Annotated in this window: 17 protein-coding genes; 8 read left to right on the top strand and 9 right to left on the bottom strand. The window is 59.7% G+C overall.

Annotated features, from left to right (window positions below):
- Nucleotides 1-131: 131 nt before the first annotated feature.
- Entirely contained in the window at nt 132-392 is a 261-nt protein-coding gene (rpmA, locus tag K8B33_RS15505; protein ID WP_223428184.1) for a 50S ribosomal protein L27, read from the bottom strand.
- A 27-nt stretch (nt 393-419) separates the two neighbouring features.
- Complete coding sequence (gene rplU, locus K8B33_RS15500; protein ID WP_223428183.1) at nt 420-731, bottom strand: 50S ribosomal protein L21; 312 nt, start codon at nt 729-731, stop codon at nt 420-422.
- A 296-nt stretch (nt 732-1027) separates the two neighbouring features.
- On the opposite strand from rplU, the gene K8B33_RS15495 reads away from it, so the two are divergent.
- The 3 genes from K8B33_RS15495 to K8B33_RS15485 are packed head-to-tail and all read left to right on the top strand — an operon-like array spanning nt 1028 to nt 3001.
- Entirely contained in the window at nt 1028-2008 is a 981-nt protein-coding gene (locus tag K8B33_RS15495; RefSeq protein ID WP_223428181.1) for a polyprenyl synthetase family protein, read from the top strand.
- A 45-nt stretch (nt 2009-2053) separates the two neighbouring features.
- Nucleotides 2054-2680, top strand: a complete 627-nt coding sequence (locus tag K8B33_RS15490) for a YajG family lipoprotein (protein ID WP_223428179.1) — start codon at nt 2054-2056, stop codon at nt 2678-2680.
- 12 nt (nt 2681-2692) lie between these two features.
- Nucleotides 2693-3001, top strand: coding sequence for a SelT/SelW/SelH family protein (locus K8B33_RS15485; protein ID WP_223428178.1), 309 nt, complete (start codon nt 2693-2695; stop codon nt 2999-3001).
- 24 nt (nt 3002-3025) lie between these two features.
- Here the strand turns inward: K8B33_RS15485 and K8B33_RS15480 are convergent, their stop codons facing one another.
- The 3 genes from K8B33_RS15480 to K8B33_RS15470 are packed head-to-tail and all read right to left on the bottom strand — an operon-like array spanning nt 3026 to nt 4647.
- Nucleotides 3026-3214, bottom strand: a complete 189-nt coding sequence (locus tag K8B33_RS15480; protein WP_223428177.1) for a CPXCG motif-containing cysteine-rich protein — start codon at nt 3212-3214, stop codon at nt 3026-3028.
- Between the two features lie 2 nt (nt 3215-3216).
- Nucleotides 3217-3627, bottom strand: coding sequence for an HIT domain-containing protein (locus K8B33_RS15475; protein ID WP_223428176.1), 411 nt, complete (start codon nt 3625-3627; stop codon nt 3217-3219).
- A gap of 3 nt (nt 3628-3630) precedes the next feature.
- Complete coding sequence (locus K8B33_RS15470; protein ID WP_223428175.1) at nt 3631-4647, bottom strand: AraC family transcriptional regulator; 1017 nt, start codon at nt 4645-4647, stop codon at nt 3631-3633.
- Nucleotides 4648-4848: 201 nt separating this feature from the next.
- Here K8B33_RS15470 and K8B33_RS15465 point away from each other — a divergent pair, with 201 nt between their 5' ends.
- Together K8B33_RS15465 and K8B33_RS15460 are read left to right on the top strand one after the other, a co-directional pair.
- Nucleotides 4849-5679 carry an SDR family oxidoreductase gene (locus tag K8B33_RS15465; RefSeq protein ID WP_223428174.1) on the top strand — a complete coding sequence of 277 codons (831 nt, stop codon included), beginning with the start codon at nt 4849-4851 and terminating at the stop codon, nt 5677-5679.
- A 207-nt stretch (nt 5680-5886) separates the two neighbouring features.
- On the top strand, nt 5887-6093 hold the full coding sequence (locus tag K8B33_RS15460) for a hypothetical protein (RefSeq protein WP_223428173.1): 207 nt from the start codon (nt 5887-5889) through the stop codon (nt 6091-6093).
- Between the two features lie 82 nt (nt 6094-6175).
- Here K8B33_RS15460 and K8B33_RS15455 read toward each other — a convergent pair whose 3' ends face one another.
- Nucleotides 6176-6556, bottom strand: a complete 381-nt coding sequence (locus K8B33_RS15455; RefSeq protein WP_223428172.1) for a hypothetical protein — start codon at nt 6554-6556, stop codon at nt 6176-6178.
- Nucleotides 6557-6853: 297 nt separating this feature from the next.
- On the opposite strand from K8B33_RS15455, the gene K8B33_RS15450 reads away from it, so the two are divergent.
- A complete protein-coding gene (locus tag K8B33_RS15450) occupies nt 6854-7282 on the top strand; it encodes a phasin family protein (protein ID WP_223428169.1) in 429 nt (142 codons plus the stop codon).
- Nucleotides 7283-7449: 167 nt separating this feature from the next.
- Nucleotides 7450-8787, top strand: coding sequence for an ABC1 kinase family protein (locus tag K8B33_RS15445; RefSeq protein ID WP_223428167.1), 1338 nt, complete (start codon nt 7450-7452; stop codon nt 8785-8787).
- An 80-nt stretch (nt 8788-8867) separates the two neighbouring features.
- Here K8B33_RS15445 and K8B33_RS15440 read toward each other — a convergent pair whose 3' ends face one another.
- Complete coding sequence (locus tag K8B33_RS15440) at nt 8868-9419, bottom strand: porin family protein (protein ID WP_223428166.1); 552 nt, start codon at nt 9417-9419, stop codon at nt 8868-8870.
- Nucleotides 9420-9765: 346 nt separating this feature from the next.
- Here K8B33_RS15440 and K8B33_RS15435 point away from each other — a divergent pair, with 346 nt between their 5' ends.
- Nucleotides 9766-12102 (top strand): hybrid sensor histidine kinase/response regulator, encoded by a 2337-nt coding sequence (locus K8B33_RS15435; protein WP_223428165.1) that lies wholly within the window; start codon nt 9766-9768, stop codon nt 12100-12102.
- Nucleotides 12103-12117: 15 nt separating this feature from the next.
- Here K8B33_RS15435 and K8B33_RS15430 read toward each other — a convergent pair whose 3' ends face one another.
- Nucleotides 12118-13524, bottom strand: a complete 1407-nt coding sequence (locus K8B33_RS15430) for a VWA domain-containing protein (RefSeq protein ID WP_223428164.1) — start codon at nt 13522-13524, stop codon at nt 12118-12120.
- Entirely contained in the window at nt 13524-14441 is a 918-nt protein-coding gene (locus tag K8B33_RS15425; RefSeq protein ID WP_223428163.1) for an AAA family ATPase, read from the bottom strand. The genes K8B33_RS15430 and K8B33_RS15425 overlap by 1 nt, the downstream gene beginning before the upstream one ends.
- Nucleotides 14442-14468 lie beyond the last annotated feature (27 nt).

The following is a 14468-nucleotide window of genomic DNA, read 5'->3' as shown; positions in this document are numbered from 1 at the left end:
AGGCGCTCCTGTAGCGTCAATGCCCGGCGCTTGTCAGTGCCGGACAACAAATAATAAACCAAAAAGCCCCGCCGGCATTACCCGGCGGGGCCCTTGACTGCTCAGGCTGGGAAGCGCTGATCAGTAGTCTGTCAGGCCACCGGATCGATGGTGACAAACTTGCGGTTTTCGGGACCCTTGGTCTCGAACTTCACCCGGCCGGTCGCCGTGGCGAAAATGGTGTGGTCACGACCCAGGCCCGTGTTGGCACCTGAGTGAAACCGGGTGCCGCGCTGGCGGACGATGATTTCGCCTGCCTGCACCACCTGGCCGCCGTAGCGCTTGACGCCAAGACGTTTGCTTTCTGAATCGCGACCGTTACGAGTACTACCACCCGCTTTCTTATGTGCCATTGTCCTATACCTCTCGCTGTGCCCGGATCAGCCGGTGATGCCGGTGATCTTCACTTCCGTAAACCACTGACGGTGGCCCTGCTGCTTGCGATAGTGCTTGCGGCGACGGAACTTCACGATTCTGATTTTCTTGTGGCGGCCCTGCTCGACAACCTCGGCGGTCACTTTCGCGCCTTCGATCAGCGGCTGACCTACCGTGATATTGTCGCCATCGGCGACCAGAAGCACCTCGTCGAATTCGAGGGTTTCACCGGTGCCAACTTCAAGCTTCTCAATGCGCAGGAGGTCACCCTCTTCCACGCGATACTGCTTGCCACCGGTCTTGATGACTGCGTACATCTGCTGTTACTCCGAGCGAGTCACGGGTGGCGGGTCGACCCTTACCGGGAACATCAGTAAGGACATAACCACTTGGCGGCCACTGCAACGGTTTAGTGATCTGCCAGCAACCTTATAGCAAAGGCCACTGCGGGTCGCGGATTCTACGCCATGACCGCCACCGCGGCAAGGCCCGCGCTCCCGGCATTTCTTGACTCAGCGCCCGCGGCTGTTAGCATTGCCGCCATCCTCGCGCTCGGGCGGGTAGCCTCTCTCCCCGATTTAGTGCGATCAGCCTGTCTAATGATGAGGGTCCAATGGACTTCAAGGCCATCTCAGCCGTTGTGGCGGACGACTTCGACGCCGTCAATCGCTTCATTGCCCACCATCTCGACTCCAATGTCCCCATGATCCGGGAGGTCGGCGACTATATTGTCAGCGGCGGCGGCAAGCGCCTGCGTCCGCTGGTCGCCATTCTCAGCGCCCGAGCCAGCGGCTATCAGGGCGAACGGCATGTGGATATCGCCGCCGTGATCGAATTCCTGCACACCGCTACCCTGCTGCATGACGATGTGGTGGACGAGTCGAGCATGCGGCGTGGCCGCCCCACGGTAAACGCCGTGTGGGGCAACGCCGCCAGCGTGCTGGTGGGCGACTTCCTGATTTCCCGGGCCTTCGAGCTGCTGGTGCGCATCGGCAACCAGACACTGCTCAATATCCTGTCCGCCAGCACCAATGTCATTTCCGAGGGTGAAGTGCTGCAGTTGATCAACTGCCGCGATCCGGACACCACGGAAGAGCGCTACATGCGCGTGATTCACCACAAGACCGCCAAGATGTTCGAGTCTGCCGCGCAGACTGGCGCCGTGCTGGCCGCCGACAACGATGCCGATGCGGCCCGCGCCCAGGACGTGTTCGGTGCCTACGGCCGCCACATGGGCATCGCCTTCCAGCTGATCGACGATGTGCTGGACTACACTGGCGACGCCGAGGCGCTGGGCAAGAACGTCGGCGACGATCTGGCCGAGGGCAAACCCACCCTGCCGCTGATCTACACCATGCGTGAAGGCTCACCGGAGCAGGCAGCGCTGATCCGCCATGCCATCCGCACCGGCGGCCTGGACCAGCTCGACGAGATCATCAATACCGTGCAGCAGGCCGGCGGCCTGGAGTACACCCGTGACATGGCGCGCAAACATACCGGTATTGCGCTACAGTCCCTTGCGGATGTACCCGACTCCCGGTACAAGGAATCCCTTGAGCGTCTGGCACGCGAGGCCACAGAACGCACGTTCTGACGCGGCCTGACACTGCACCCCCACCCTTCGATGGAGAAACCGGTAATGATGTCTTCCCATGCAGGCATTCGCAGCACAGCGACCCGGGTATGGCTGGTCGCATGCCTGGCAGCACTGCTCAGCGCCTGTGGTCTGAGCCCCCAGGTCATCAATATCCAGCCTGAGCCCGAAGTCTCCCGCTCATCCCTGGGCGGCAACGCCTCCGTTTCCGTGACGGCCCGCGATGCCCGCGAGGGTGATGCCTTTGGTTCGCGTGGCGGCATCTACCAGGAAACCAGCCTGATCCGGCCAGCCAATGACGTGCCCAAAGCACTGTACGAAGCGGTCACGCAGGGGCTGCACCAACAGGGCTTCAACGCGCTCAACCCCTCGGCAGACGCCACCACACTGGAAGTGCGCCTGACCGAGCTGAGCTATGTGCCAGCTGACACCTCTGTGGTCAACCGTATCGAAGTCTCGGCCCGCATCGAAGCCATCGGCCGCCGCGAGAGCCCGGACGGCAGCGTCGAGCACACCGGACGCTACCAGAGCAGCGTCACCCACGACATGCCCATCACCCCCAGCGCACGACGCAACGAAGTGATGATCAATGACGTGCTGGAACGCACACTGGTGCGGCTGCTGTCAGACCCGAAACTGCTGTCGTTTCTTGCTGGCAACGACAATCCCTGAAGCCGGCACGCCATGACCTCTCCGGACAACCCCGCCCACCGTGTCGTCATCACCTACTGCAGCCAGTGCAACTGGCTGCTGCGGGCGGGCTGGATGGCACAGGAGCTGCTCAGCAGCTTCAGTGACGAGTTGGCGGAAGTCGCCCTGCGTCCTGGCACCGGCGGCATTTTCACCGTCCATGCGGATGAGCAGTTGATCTGGGAGCGGCAGCGCGATGGCGGCTTTCCGGAAATCACCGAACTGAAGCGACGAGTCCGTGATGTCGTCGCGCCGGAACGGCACCTGGGCCACATCGACAAGCCCCGCTCTTCCGGCCAATAGCCGGCGACCACACCTGCACCCACCTCAGTCGTCGTCGCTGTGCGCCTCTACGGCAATATCCCCGCCCGGCGCGACAGACACCGACAACTCGATCGGGTGACAACATACCGAGCAATCCTCCACGTACTGCTGGGCGGGCTCTGACGGGTCCACCAGTATCTCAATGGTTTCCCAGCAGTAGGGGCAGGTGATGTAAGCCGACTCCTGCTGCATGGTCAGGCGCACCGCCAGGCCAGGGCATCGCGCAGTGCCGGCAGCCATGCAGGCTGCTGCCCGTCTGCCCAGGGCTCGGCACTACCCTGCCCCCAGACCGGACCGGGCCAGCAGGGGTCCCCCTGATGGCGAGCGATGACGTGCACATGCAGTTGTGGCACCACATTGCCCAGGGCACCGATATTCATCTTCTCTGCGCCGGTCAGGCGCTGCAGATGCAGGCTGCAGCGATTCACCATGGTCAGCAGGTCCTGCTGGGCCGGCTCGTCCAGCTCGTGCCATTCGCGCACCGCCGCCTTGCGGGGCACGATCACCACCCAGGGGAAGCGCTGGTCGTTCATCCAGCGTAGCCAGTATTCACCGGTTTCGCCGATTGCCTGAGTGTCCGCAGCAAGACGCGGGTGCAGCAGCATCAATTACTCCCGATAGTCAGTGGGGCTTCTGCCCGTCCAGCGACGAAACGCCCTGGCAAAATTCGAGGCATCGGAATACCCCAGAAATAACGCAATATCGTCCACAGTGGCGCTGGTCTGGGTCAGGTGCTCCACCGCCAGCCCCTTGCGCAGGTCATCCAGCACCTTCTGATAACTGGTGCCCAGTTGCTGCAGTTTGCGCTTGAGGGTACGCGAGGACATGTGAAGATCCGAGGCCACCTCATCCACGCCGGGGAAGCGGCCAGCGCGGCTGAGCACGATGCGCCGCACCTGCCCCAGCAAGCGCGGTGGAGCCTTGATATTGGCCAGCTCCTGCTCGCACTGGGCTGCCGCCATACGCGCCAGACGCGGATCGGCGAACCGCAGGCGGCGCTCCAGGCGGTGCGCCGGGAAACGCATCTGGTGATAGGCGCAATCAAACAGACACGGGACCGGCACCATCGGCTTCAGCTTGCGAAAATAATGGGGCTCCGGGTAGGCAAAGCGCAGTTCGCCATCCATCTCCAGATCCGGCAGCACTTTCAATGCCATGAAATGGAAACTGCTGAACAGGCTCTCCACCACGAAGGGCGCCAACTCGTTCAGTGCGATCATCTCCTCCAGCTGCAATACCGCCGTATCGCCCTCCACCACGAATTGCAGATCAACCACCGTGCTGCGCGTGCGGAAGAACTTCACCGCCAGCTCGATGGCATCGCCCAGCGTTTCGCTGGACAACGCGGCATAGCCGAGGAAGCCATGGGTGGACATGGTCATGGCTGCGCCGAACTCCCAGCCCAGCCAGTCGTCGCCGGTCAGCGCCATAGCCCGACTGATCAGTTGTTCGAACTGATGGGCAGCAACCCGGGCGCCAGGCTCACGCCAGCAATCCGGGGCAATGTCCGTGTCCCGGAACAACACCTCCCGGGAAATCTTGCGCTGCTCCATCAGACCGACGAGCAGGGGCACGTATTCTGCTGCAACCGAATATTCATCCGGGTTCATTTTCAGAATTGTCATTTTATTGTTGCCTCGCGCACCAGGCGGTGGCCCGAAATGACCGAAGAGCGCACACAATACCGTCAGTGAACGGGTGTCCGCAAGTCGCGAGAGGCGCATCATGAGAACAAGGGCTGAACTTTTCGGTCATGGCCCAATAACCAAGCGCTTGCTAGGTTTGGCCTTTACAGTCTGATTGCGCATTTCACAAGGAGATCAACCATGAGCAACCTGTCCGGCAAAACGCTCTTCATCACCGGCGCCAGCCGCGGTATCGGCAAAGCCATCGGTGTCCGCGCCGCCCGGGATGGCGCCAACATCGTACTGTTTGCCAAGACCACCACCCCGCACCCGAAACTGCCCGGCACGCTCTACACAGCGGCAGAAGAAATGGAAGCGGCAGGCGGCAAGACCCTGATCTGTGTCGGCGACATCCGCGAAGAGGACCAGGTACAAGCGGCCGTCGACCAGGCCGTCGCCACCTTCGGTGGCATCGATATCCTGGTCAACAACGCCAGCGCCATCAGCCTCACGCCCACCGAAGCCACGGACATGAAGCGGTTTGACCTGATGCACCAGATCAACACTCGCGGCACGTTTCTCGCCAGCCAGCGCTGCCTGCCCCATCTGAAGAAAGCCGCCAACCCCCATGTCCTGAACCTGTCCCCGCCACTGCACTTCAGCGCGGGCTGGTTCGCCCGGCATTGCGCCTACACCATGGCCAAATACGGGATGAGCCTGTGCGTCTATGGCATGGCAGAAGAATACCGGGGCAAAGTCGCCTTCAATGCGCTATGGCCTCGCACGGCCATCAACACAGCGGCCGTTCAGAACCATCTTGGCGGGCAGGAAAGCGTGGCTGCCGCGCGACAGCCCGAGATCATGGCAGATGCCGCGTATCACATCCTGTGCCAGGATGCCCGAACCTGCAGCGGCAACTTCTTCATTGATGATGAGGTCATGCGCGAAGCCGGGGTCACGGATCTCCGGCAGTACCAGGTAGACCCGTCCATGGACGAGAAGACCCTGCTACCGGACTTTTTCCTCGACTGAGCCCAAACCGGCCCCTCACGAGCACCAGGACCACCACGAACACAAAGTGTCACTTCCTGTCAGCCCGCAGACGCCTGATTCGTCAGGCGCCTGCGGGTCGTCGCCAAAAGAAATCGCAACCCATTGAAATAAATGGATTAAATAATAATTCAGCTGCTGGCATGCTTCTCGCATCAATCACCGTATACGCCTTCGGGGGATACGGACATGGGCAAGGTCATCAGAATACAGGACAGAGCACCGGACGCCGCGCTGGAACGCCTTCAGCGCCTGACCGGTCTCGATTTCGAAAGCTGGCCTGAGTCGCTGCTACGCGAATCGGTACAGGGCGGGCCTCCATCCGAGGTCGACGCAAAGTGTTCAGCGCCGGGGGGCGAGTACGTGGCGGCACCAGCCGCCAATGCAAAACGGTAGTAGGCAGAAGCAGAAAGAAAAACGGGGAGTCAAGCCGGCCTTCGAGAGGAAGAGCCGGCCTTTTTTTGCTCGGCGCTTTTGCTCAGAAGTTGGAAATCAGCTTGTCGGTGCGGCTGAGCGTGCTGCCGCGGCGCTGTACATACAGCTCCTCCACCACAAAACGCATGCCCGGATCACTCAGCACCAATACGGCCTGTACCTGCTCTACCTGGCCGGTGAAACGCAATTTCGCTGTCCCAGAGAGCAACGCACTGCCATCGCTGGCGATCTCTGCCCCGTCCACCCGCACGCGGTGCTCACCAGCCTCATCACTGTAGGTCACGCACAACTCGATCGACCCGACAGCCCCTGACACGCGCACCCAGGACGCGATATTGTACTCGCCGTCCCAGACCCGCAATCGGGCCGGTCTGCCCTCTTCCCAGATCCTGGCGGGCACTTTGGCTATGAATTTTTCGATCATGCGGACTCCAGAGCGTGTTTGAGGGGGCGACCTCATTCTTTTTTCGCAGTCTATCACTCATCCATGAAGCTCGCGTGTACCACGTAACCCTGACTCTATGACCCAGATCACAGCGTGGCACACTTCTCTGGCCTTGCGGTCTCTTCTCTCTGGGCGAGGCCCTGTGTGCGATTGTCAGACAGCAGACCGGCAAGCACCGCATTCAGTCGTTATCCTGCGCCCATTGCATGAGACGACATCGCAGTCGGCGCATGCAGAATACCCTTTTAACTGCAGCCACTGAGAAGGAATCGAGTGATGGGCGAACTGAAACAACTCCGCGAACAGCAGGAAACTCTGGTCGCACGCGCCAAAGACCTGAACCGCAAGATCTACCTGGCCGGCCTGGGCGCCTACAGCAAAGCGGAAGGCTCTTCCGGCGAGCTGTATGAAAAGTATGCTGCCACCGGTGCAACGGTGCTGGGTGAAAGCGCCGAAGGCAAGCCAAAGGCACTGCTGGCAGGCCGCGGTCTGCTCGAAGCAGCACGCGAGCTGGTCGAAACCGCCCCGGACAAGCGCAAAGCGCTGTACGAGCGTTTTGTCGAAACCGGCAAAGCCGAGCGTGGCGAGAAGGCAGAGAGCACCAGTGAATTCGTACTGGCTGGCCTGGGCGCCGTGAAGACCGCCCGTGCCGAAAGCGAGAAGTTCTTCAACGAGCTGGTCTCTGCCGGCGAAGAGCGCGCCTGAGCACGCTGTAGCATGACCGTTACGGCCGATTCCTGGTGAACTGTCCGTGACACGTGTAACGAATAAAGGGCCTGCGGGCCCTTTATTCGTTTTGGCCCCTGTGGGCATTGACACATTAGCGAGCGAAGCACAGATTGAGGGCCTCTGTAAGCTGACCCGGGATCATCGTGGCTCGCGACAAACCTTCATTCCGCACTACCACCCAAACCGGCAGACTCCTGCGCCTGACCGGCATGACGACCTCCATCGCCTCAAGGGTCGCCACCCATTCCGTCAAGAAACTGTTCCAGTCTGAAGAAGCCCAGTCTCGGGACCGTGAAAAACTCATGCGCCACATTGGCCGTGAGGTCGCCTCTACGCTGGGCGAAATGAAAGGCGCCGTCATGAAGGTCGGCCAGATCGCATCCCAGATGCAGGATTTGCTGCCCGATGAAATCGCCGAAGCGCTGTCCGTCCTGCAAAAGGCATCGGCACCAATGCCCTTTTCGGTCATCCGAAAGCAGGTCCGGCGGGAGCTGGGCGACGTACCGGAAGCCCTGTTTGCACGCTTTGACGAGAAGCCCTTCGCTGCCGCGTCCATCGGCCAGGTTCACCGGGCCACGACTCACGAGGGTCAGGATGTTGTAGTCAAGGTGCAATACCCGGCGGTGAAGGAGTCCATCGATTCCGACATGCGCCACCTGCGTCGCATCCTGCGCCTGGGCGGCCTGCTCAAGGTGGAGGAAGCAACACTGGATGCCATTTTCAGCGAAATCCGTAACCAGCTGGAAGAAGAACTCGACTATCGGCAGGAAGCCGACAATCTGCGGCGCTTTCGTGCCTTCCATGCCGACCAGAGCTGGCTCATCATTCCTGACGTGGTCGATGCATTAAGCAGCGACAAGGTGCTGACGCTGACGTACGAATCCGGCGATGACATGGATACGGTACGCAGCAGCAATCATGTTTATGGTCAGGCACTCCGCAATCAACTCGGTGAGCGCCTTTTCGATGCTATCGCGCGCCAGATCTTTGTGCTGCGCGAAGTCCACTGTGATCCGCACCCGGGCAACTTTGCCTATCGTCCGGACGGCAGTATCGTGATTTACGACTTTGGTGCCATCAAGCGCATCCCGGAAGAGGATCTGAACGCACTACGCCGCCTGACACAAGCCGGCTACGCTGAAGACTACGCCGCACTCGAGGGCGTACTGAAAGAACTGGGCATCCGCAAATCCCGAGGACCGGAGGTCAGTGCAGAGTTCTACGCCGGCTGGGCGCAATTACTGCTCCCTCCTTTCGGCGACCAGCCTTTCGATTTTGCCGGCTCGCGCCTGCACCTGAAACTGGCAAAGAAGACACGGGAAACATCATGGAAGTATCTGGAGTCATTCCAGCCCTCAGCTCGCACTTTACTGGTTGACCGGGTGCTCGGCGGGCACTACTGGACACTCGTTAATCTGGGCGTTGTTGCCAGTTTCCGGCCAAAACTGGAAGCTATCATGAGTGAATCCATGAGCAGCTGACCGCGTTAACGCATAGCAACCATGAACCAGGAGATACATGAAAAAAAGGCCGCTTTCGCGGCCCTTTTTATTCTGGCGGTTCAGAATGCAGAACGGAAACCAACACTGATACCGTTGAGATCGTAATCGCTCTTGTCAAGATAGCGCATGTATTCCACGTTCAACGCCACCGCATCACTCAGCTTCAGATCCACGCCTGCGCCATAAGACTCATCGCTGACCGTATCTGATTCACGTGAGGCACTGCCAACGCCGGAGCTGACTGTCACCTTGCCACGCGCCTCTGTGTAGCCACCCACAACGTAGGGGCGCACATGCTCGCCAACCGGTGCGGACAGCTTGAGATAGCCGCCGTAAAGATGATCAAGGTCATACTTGACGCTGCCGAGCGCATTGCTCCGCTCATCAGAGCGCACACCCATGGCACCACGTGCTTCCAGACCTACGAAATCATTGAACTCAAAACCACCGCGAATCGTGACACCTTCCGGCTTGAGCTTGTTGTCAGTGTCTTCACCTTCGAACTGGAACTGGGTGTAGTTTGCACCGATGTAGGGGCCAGCGGCCAGTGCAACACTGCTTCCACCCAACGCGACGGCGGCTACGAGTAGCTTCAGATAGTTGTGTTTCATGGTGCGGTACTCCTGTTTCAGATACTGATGTGTTTCAGTCACTGATGTTGCATTGCGCGACATGCTTCATTGAATGTCACCTGGTAACACATGCTTTGAGGAGGAGCCGCAGAGTTTGTTCAGGTGATTATCGCGCCAATCCACAAAGTTGTGATCGTAGCGGTAACTTAACGTTCTTTTATCCTGGCCGCTGTAAAACAAGGTAATCCGGAATTGACGACTACAGATGTTGGTGTCCTCGCAAGGACGCGCTACCATCAAGGTCCAGGGACAGGGAATGGACCATAACAACATGCGATTCTGGCAACCCCTATTAGTAATCGGCCTGATAGTCCTTACTGGATCAATGTTATCGGCCGGGGCGTTCGCTGCTCAGCAGCTCGCCACCGTGGAGCAGCGCTACGACACCCCGGAAGGCCTGCTGTGGATTGATGACAGCGATGCCGAATTAACAGCCGAACTGGCCCTGAGTCAGTTCCGCGAGGGCAACGGCGCCCCGCTGGACCGTCCGTTTCCCTCCCTGGGGTTCCGGCGGGGACAGCAGTGGTTTCTGTTGACCCTGGATAACCAGTCGGGTGAGTCGGAATGGATTCTGCAGGCCGGTCGCCCGCACCTGGACTATCTTGATATCCACCTGCTGGATGCACATGACCGCGCCATAGGCCATTGGCACGTCGGCGACAGAGTCGCCTTCAACAAACGTCCTATCCCCCACCCTCATCTCGTGATCCCCTTGCATCTGCCCGAAGGCAAATCAACGATCCTGTTACGTGCCCAGGGGGACAATGCCATAGAGATGCCCCTGTCCCTGTCCAGCAATCGTGCCTTTCAGCAACAGGACAGCCGCCGTCAGCTTGGCAACGGGCTGTACTATGGCGCCATCGCCATCATGTGCCTGTTCAATCTGCTGATATTCCTGTCACTGCGGGACAGAAGTTTTTTGTTGTACGTTCTCTACCTCGGCACACTGGGTCTTAATCTTTTCGCACGGGAAGGCCTGGCCTATCAATGGTTATGGCCCGAAGCGCTCTGGTGGAATCACCACAGTCTGCCCGTACTGAATCTTTTATCAGTGGGCTTTTCCATCCTCTTTGCATGCAGCTTTCTTCAGCTATCACGGCATAAGCCCCGGCTGAACCGTGGCCTTGTCATCTGTGGCGTCCTGTTGTTGATCAGTGCCCCCTTGTCGCTGCTGAATTTCAGCTTCTTCATCCAGGCCTCGAGCGCCCTGGCATTGATCTGGATCATCATCATTTCAGGCATCGCCGCCATTGAGGCACGACAGGGTTTTCGTGCCGCGCGCTACTTCCTGGCGGCGTTTCTGACTCTCGCCATCGCCGCATCCCTTTACGTACTCAAAGTCTTCCAGGTACTGCCCGGCAGCTGGTGGCTGGAACATTCCATGCAGATAGGCACGGCCCTCGAGGCTCTGCTGCTGTCATTCGCCCTGGCGAGCCGGATGACGGCACTGAAAGATGAAAACGAGCGCATACAGCGAGAGGCCAATGAGGTGCTCGAACTGCGTGTACGCGAACGCACGCGCGAACTGAATGAGGCGCTGAGTGCGCGCAGTGAATTCCTCGCCGTGATGAGCCACGAAATACGTACACCACTGAACGGCATCATAGGCACCCTTGATCTGCTACGGGACACGGGTTTGAATGATGCGCAGCAACGCCATCTGCACGTCATCGAGCAATCCGGCAACAGCCTGCTTGATCTGATCAATGACGTTCTGGACTATGCCCGTATCGAGGCGGGGAAAATGCCCCTGGAGCAGACAGCCTTCGATCTGGAGGCACTGATCAGCGAATGCGTTGAACTGTTCCAGCACCGTGCTCAGGTGAGCGGAAACCAGCTACAACAACAATCCTCCGTTCCGCACGGACAGCATAGCTGCGGTGACGCCATGCGGTTACGGCAGGTACTGGTCAATCTCATCAGCAACGCAGTGAAATTTACGGAAGAGGGAACCATCACAGTGCGCGCCCGGCGCGAGGAGGCCAGCCCTGACTATGTCCGGTTTGAAGTCGAGGACAACGGCATCGGCATACCGGAAAGCAAGCTTCCCCGCCTGTTTGAACACTTCCATCAAGTCGACAACTCCACCAGCCGTCGTTATGGCGGCACCGGTCTGGGCCTGGCCATCAGTCGTCAACTGGTAGAAATGATGGGCGGCGAAATCGGTGTGCGCAGCTCCGCAGGGAATGGCTCCTGCTTCTGGTTCCGTCTGCCGCTGCCTGTTTCCAGCGTAGCCGAGAATCCCGGCACCTATATTGAAGCGCCCACGGACATGAAGTCGGGAAGGGTATTGGTCGTCGATGACAATCATATCAATCTGATGGTCGCCGAAGGGCTGCTGCGCAAACTCGGTCACACCGTCGATGTTGCAGAAAGCGGCATGGAGGCCCTGGCGGTATTACTCGGCAAGAAAGAAGCGTTTGATCTTATCCTGATGGATTGCGAAATGCCCGGCATGGACGGCTTTACCACAGCGCGGCAGATCATACAGATGCAGCAGGACGGGCGGATCCCGGATACGCCGATTGTCGCGCTGACAGCCCATGCGGTGACGGACAAGATCCGTGCCTGCCATGAGGCCGGCATGATCAGCCACATCGCCAAACCCGTCACCCTCGAAAAGCTCGCACAGGGGCTGCGAAACATCATGAAGCAGCGGTGACGGCGCGCCTCTGTGCTATTTCATATCACGCAGCAAGGCCTCAACGAATCGCTCAAGCTGGTTCAGGTTCCGACACGGCATCGCCCGGCGACAGTAAGGCAGATACATCGGCATCACGGAGTCACCACTCCCCCACCGATTTCGCCCTTCGGGATTGAGCCACAACACCTGACGACTACGTTCCGCGATACGCGCCAGGTCCTGCTGCGCTGCGGGCAGGTCGTTATTGCGGGCATCTCCCAGAATGATCACGGTGCTTTGCCTGTCCAGGTTCGACTCGCACTGGCGCCAGAAATACGCGAGCATTTCCCCGTAGTCTGTACCACTTCCCGCATACTCGCTGAGCACGCGATCAACGGCCGCCTCCACCCCTGACGGGCCCGCTTCGTTGAAATAGTCCGTCACCTCGCCTGTCCGGGAGGCAAAGGCAAAGCTGCGCACACGCGGCAGCACCTCGTTAACCGCAGACAGGAACAACAACAGGAAGCGCGACGCCGCCGCAACCGAGCTGGAGACATCACAGATCACAAACAGCTTCGGCTTTCGAGGCCGGCGCGCTTTCCAGTGGAGCTCTGTTGGCAACGCATCATGCCGCACGCTGGCCACCAGCGTGCGGCGTGCATCAAGGACGCCACGCCGCGCGCGCCGCTTCTGGCGACCGTGCAAACTCACCAGCCGCCGCGCCATTTTTTCCACCAACAAACGCACATCGCGGAACTCCGCCAGGTCCCGCAAGCTGACCTCCCGCATCACTTCCTCACGGAGTTGTTGCCGGGTCTCCCGCGCATGCAGCAGGAACTGCCGGTTCACTTCCTCGATGCTCGCTTCCCGTAGCGCGTTACGTGCCGCGCGCAGCGACAATGCTCTGGGGTCACGGGCAGCGGTCAGCTGGAAAATTTCCTGATCCAGCGCCTCAAGCCCCATGGCCATCATCATGCGCCGGGCAAAAAGCCCTTTCTGGGTAATTACGGTAATACGGGTGAGGTCCACCTGTCGCGCCGCTGCAGCCATGCGCTGTGCGATCTCGGCATTGTCGCCCCGCTCAAGCAACTGGCCCAACTCGGATCCCGCTGCCGCGGATTCTCCGTCGCCGCTGCCACCGGCGCCACCCGCAGCGCCCGCGCCCTGCCCGCTACTGACATCCTCTTGCTGCGGCGGCATCGCTGCAGCAGTGCCGGATGCCGGCGGCGACACCTGCGGGGCGTCGGTAAAACGGAAAAAGTCATCGAAGCATTTTTCAAAGCGCATCTTGTCCGGCACCGACTTGGCCAATGCCAGAGACAGCGCCGTGCGCAGCCGGGCCCGATCGGCATAACCGATCTTCTCCGCCACCTGCACGGCATCCAGGCTTTCTGCGGTCGAGACATTGATGTCTGCACCGCGTAGCGCCTTGATGAATTCTGTCAGTACCTGCGTCGCCATCAGTCTTTGAGCAACCGATGTATCTCGCCCCGCACGGTAACCATATCCTCTTCGTGCTTGAGCAGCAGCCGCAATGTCGCGTCCACCGTCGCGGGAGACAGCACATCGGCATGCATCAGCACCAACGCTCTGGCCCAGTCGATGGTTTCCGATATCGCCGGTTGCTTCTTCAGATCCATATCCCGCAGGCGCGAGACGAACAATGTCAGCTGCTTGCGCAGCCCTTCGGCAACCTCAGGCACGCGCGCGGCAATGATCTGCTGCTCAAGTCGCATGTCCGGGAATGGGATATACAGATGCAAGCAGCGCCGTTTGAGCGCATCGGAAAGTTCGCGGGTGTTGTTACTGGTGAGAAACACCAGCGGCTCGGTACGCGCCGTCACGGTACCCAGCTCGGGAATGGATATCTGGTAATCCGACAGCAGCTCGAGCAGAAACGCCTCGAATTCCTGGTCTGCCTTGTCAATTTCATCGATCAGCAAGACCGGTGCTTCTTCCGAGCGCAAGGCCTGTAACAGCGGTCGCGGCTCCAGGAAGGTTTCGGCGTAGAAGGCATCACCAAAGCCGGACAGGCGCGCCATGCATTCTTCCAGGGTCACGGCATCGCCGAGCAGATCACCCAGACGCTCCTTGAGCAACTGGGTATAGAGCAACTGCTTGCCGTATTTCCACTCATACAGCGCCTTGGCTTCATCCAGCCCCTCATAGCACTGCAGCCGGATCAGCGGCGCCTCCAGAAAGGCGGCTGATGCCTTGGCCAGCTCCGTCTTGCCAACACCTGGCGGCCCTTCGACCAGAATGGGTTTGCGCAGCTGGGCCGCGAGGAAGACGGCGGTGGCGATTTCATCATTACAGATATAGCCTTGCCCTTTGAAACTCTCGCGGACTTCATCCACAGATGCTATGCGGGTCTTCATCAATGTCTCCATCAGGCTTTCTGCGAG

Origin of the sequence: Alcanivorax limicola (assembly GCF_019931215.1) — a bacterium.
Classification (GTDB): Bacteria; Pseudomonadota; Gammaproteobacteria; order Pseudomonadales; family Alcanivoracaceae; genus Isoalcanivorax; species Isoalcanivorax limicola.
The sequence above is the reverse complement of the archived record's forward strand: the minus strand, read 5'-3'. Positions and strand labels throughout refer to the sequence as shown.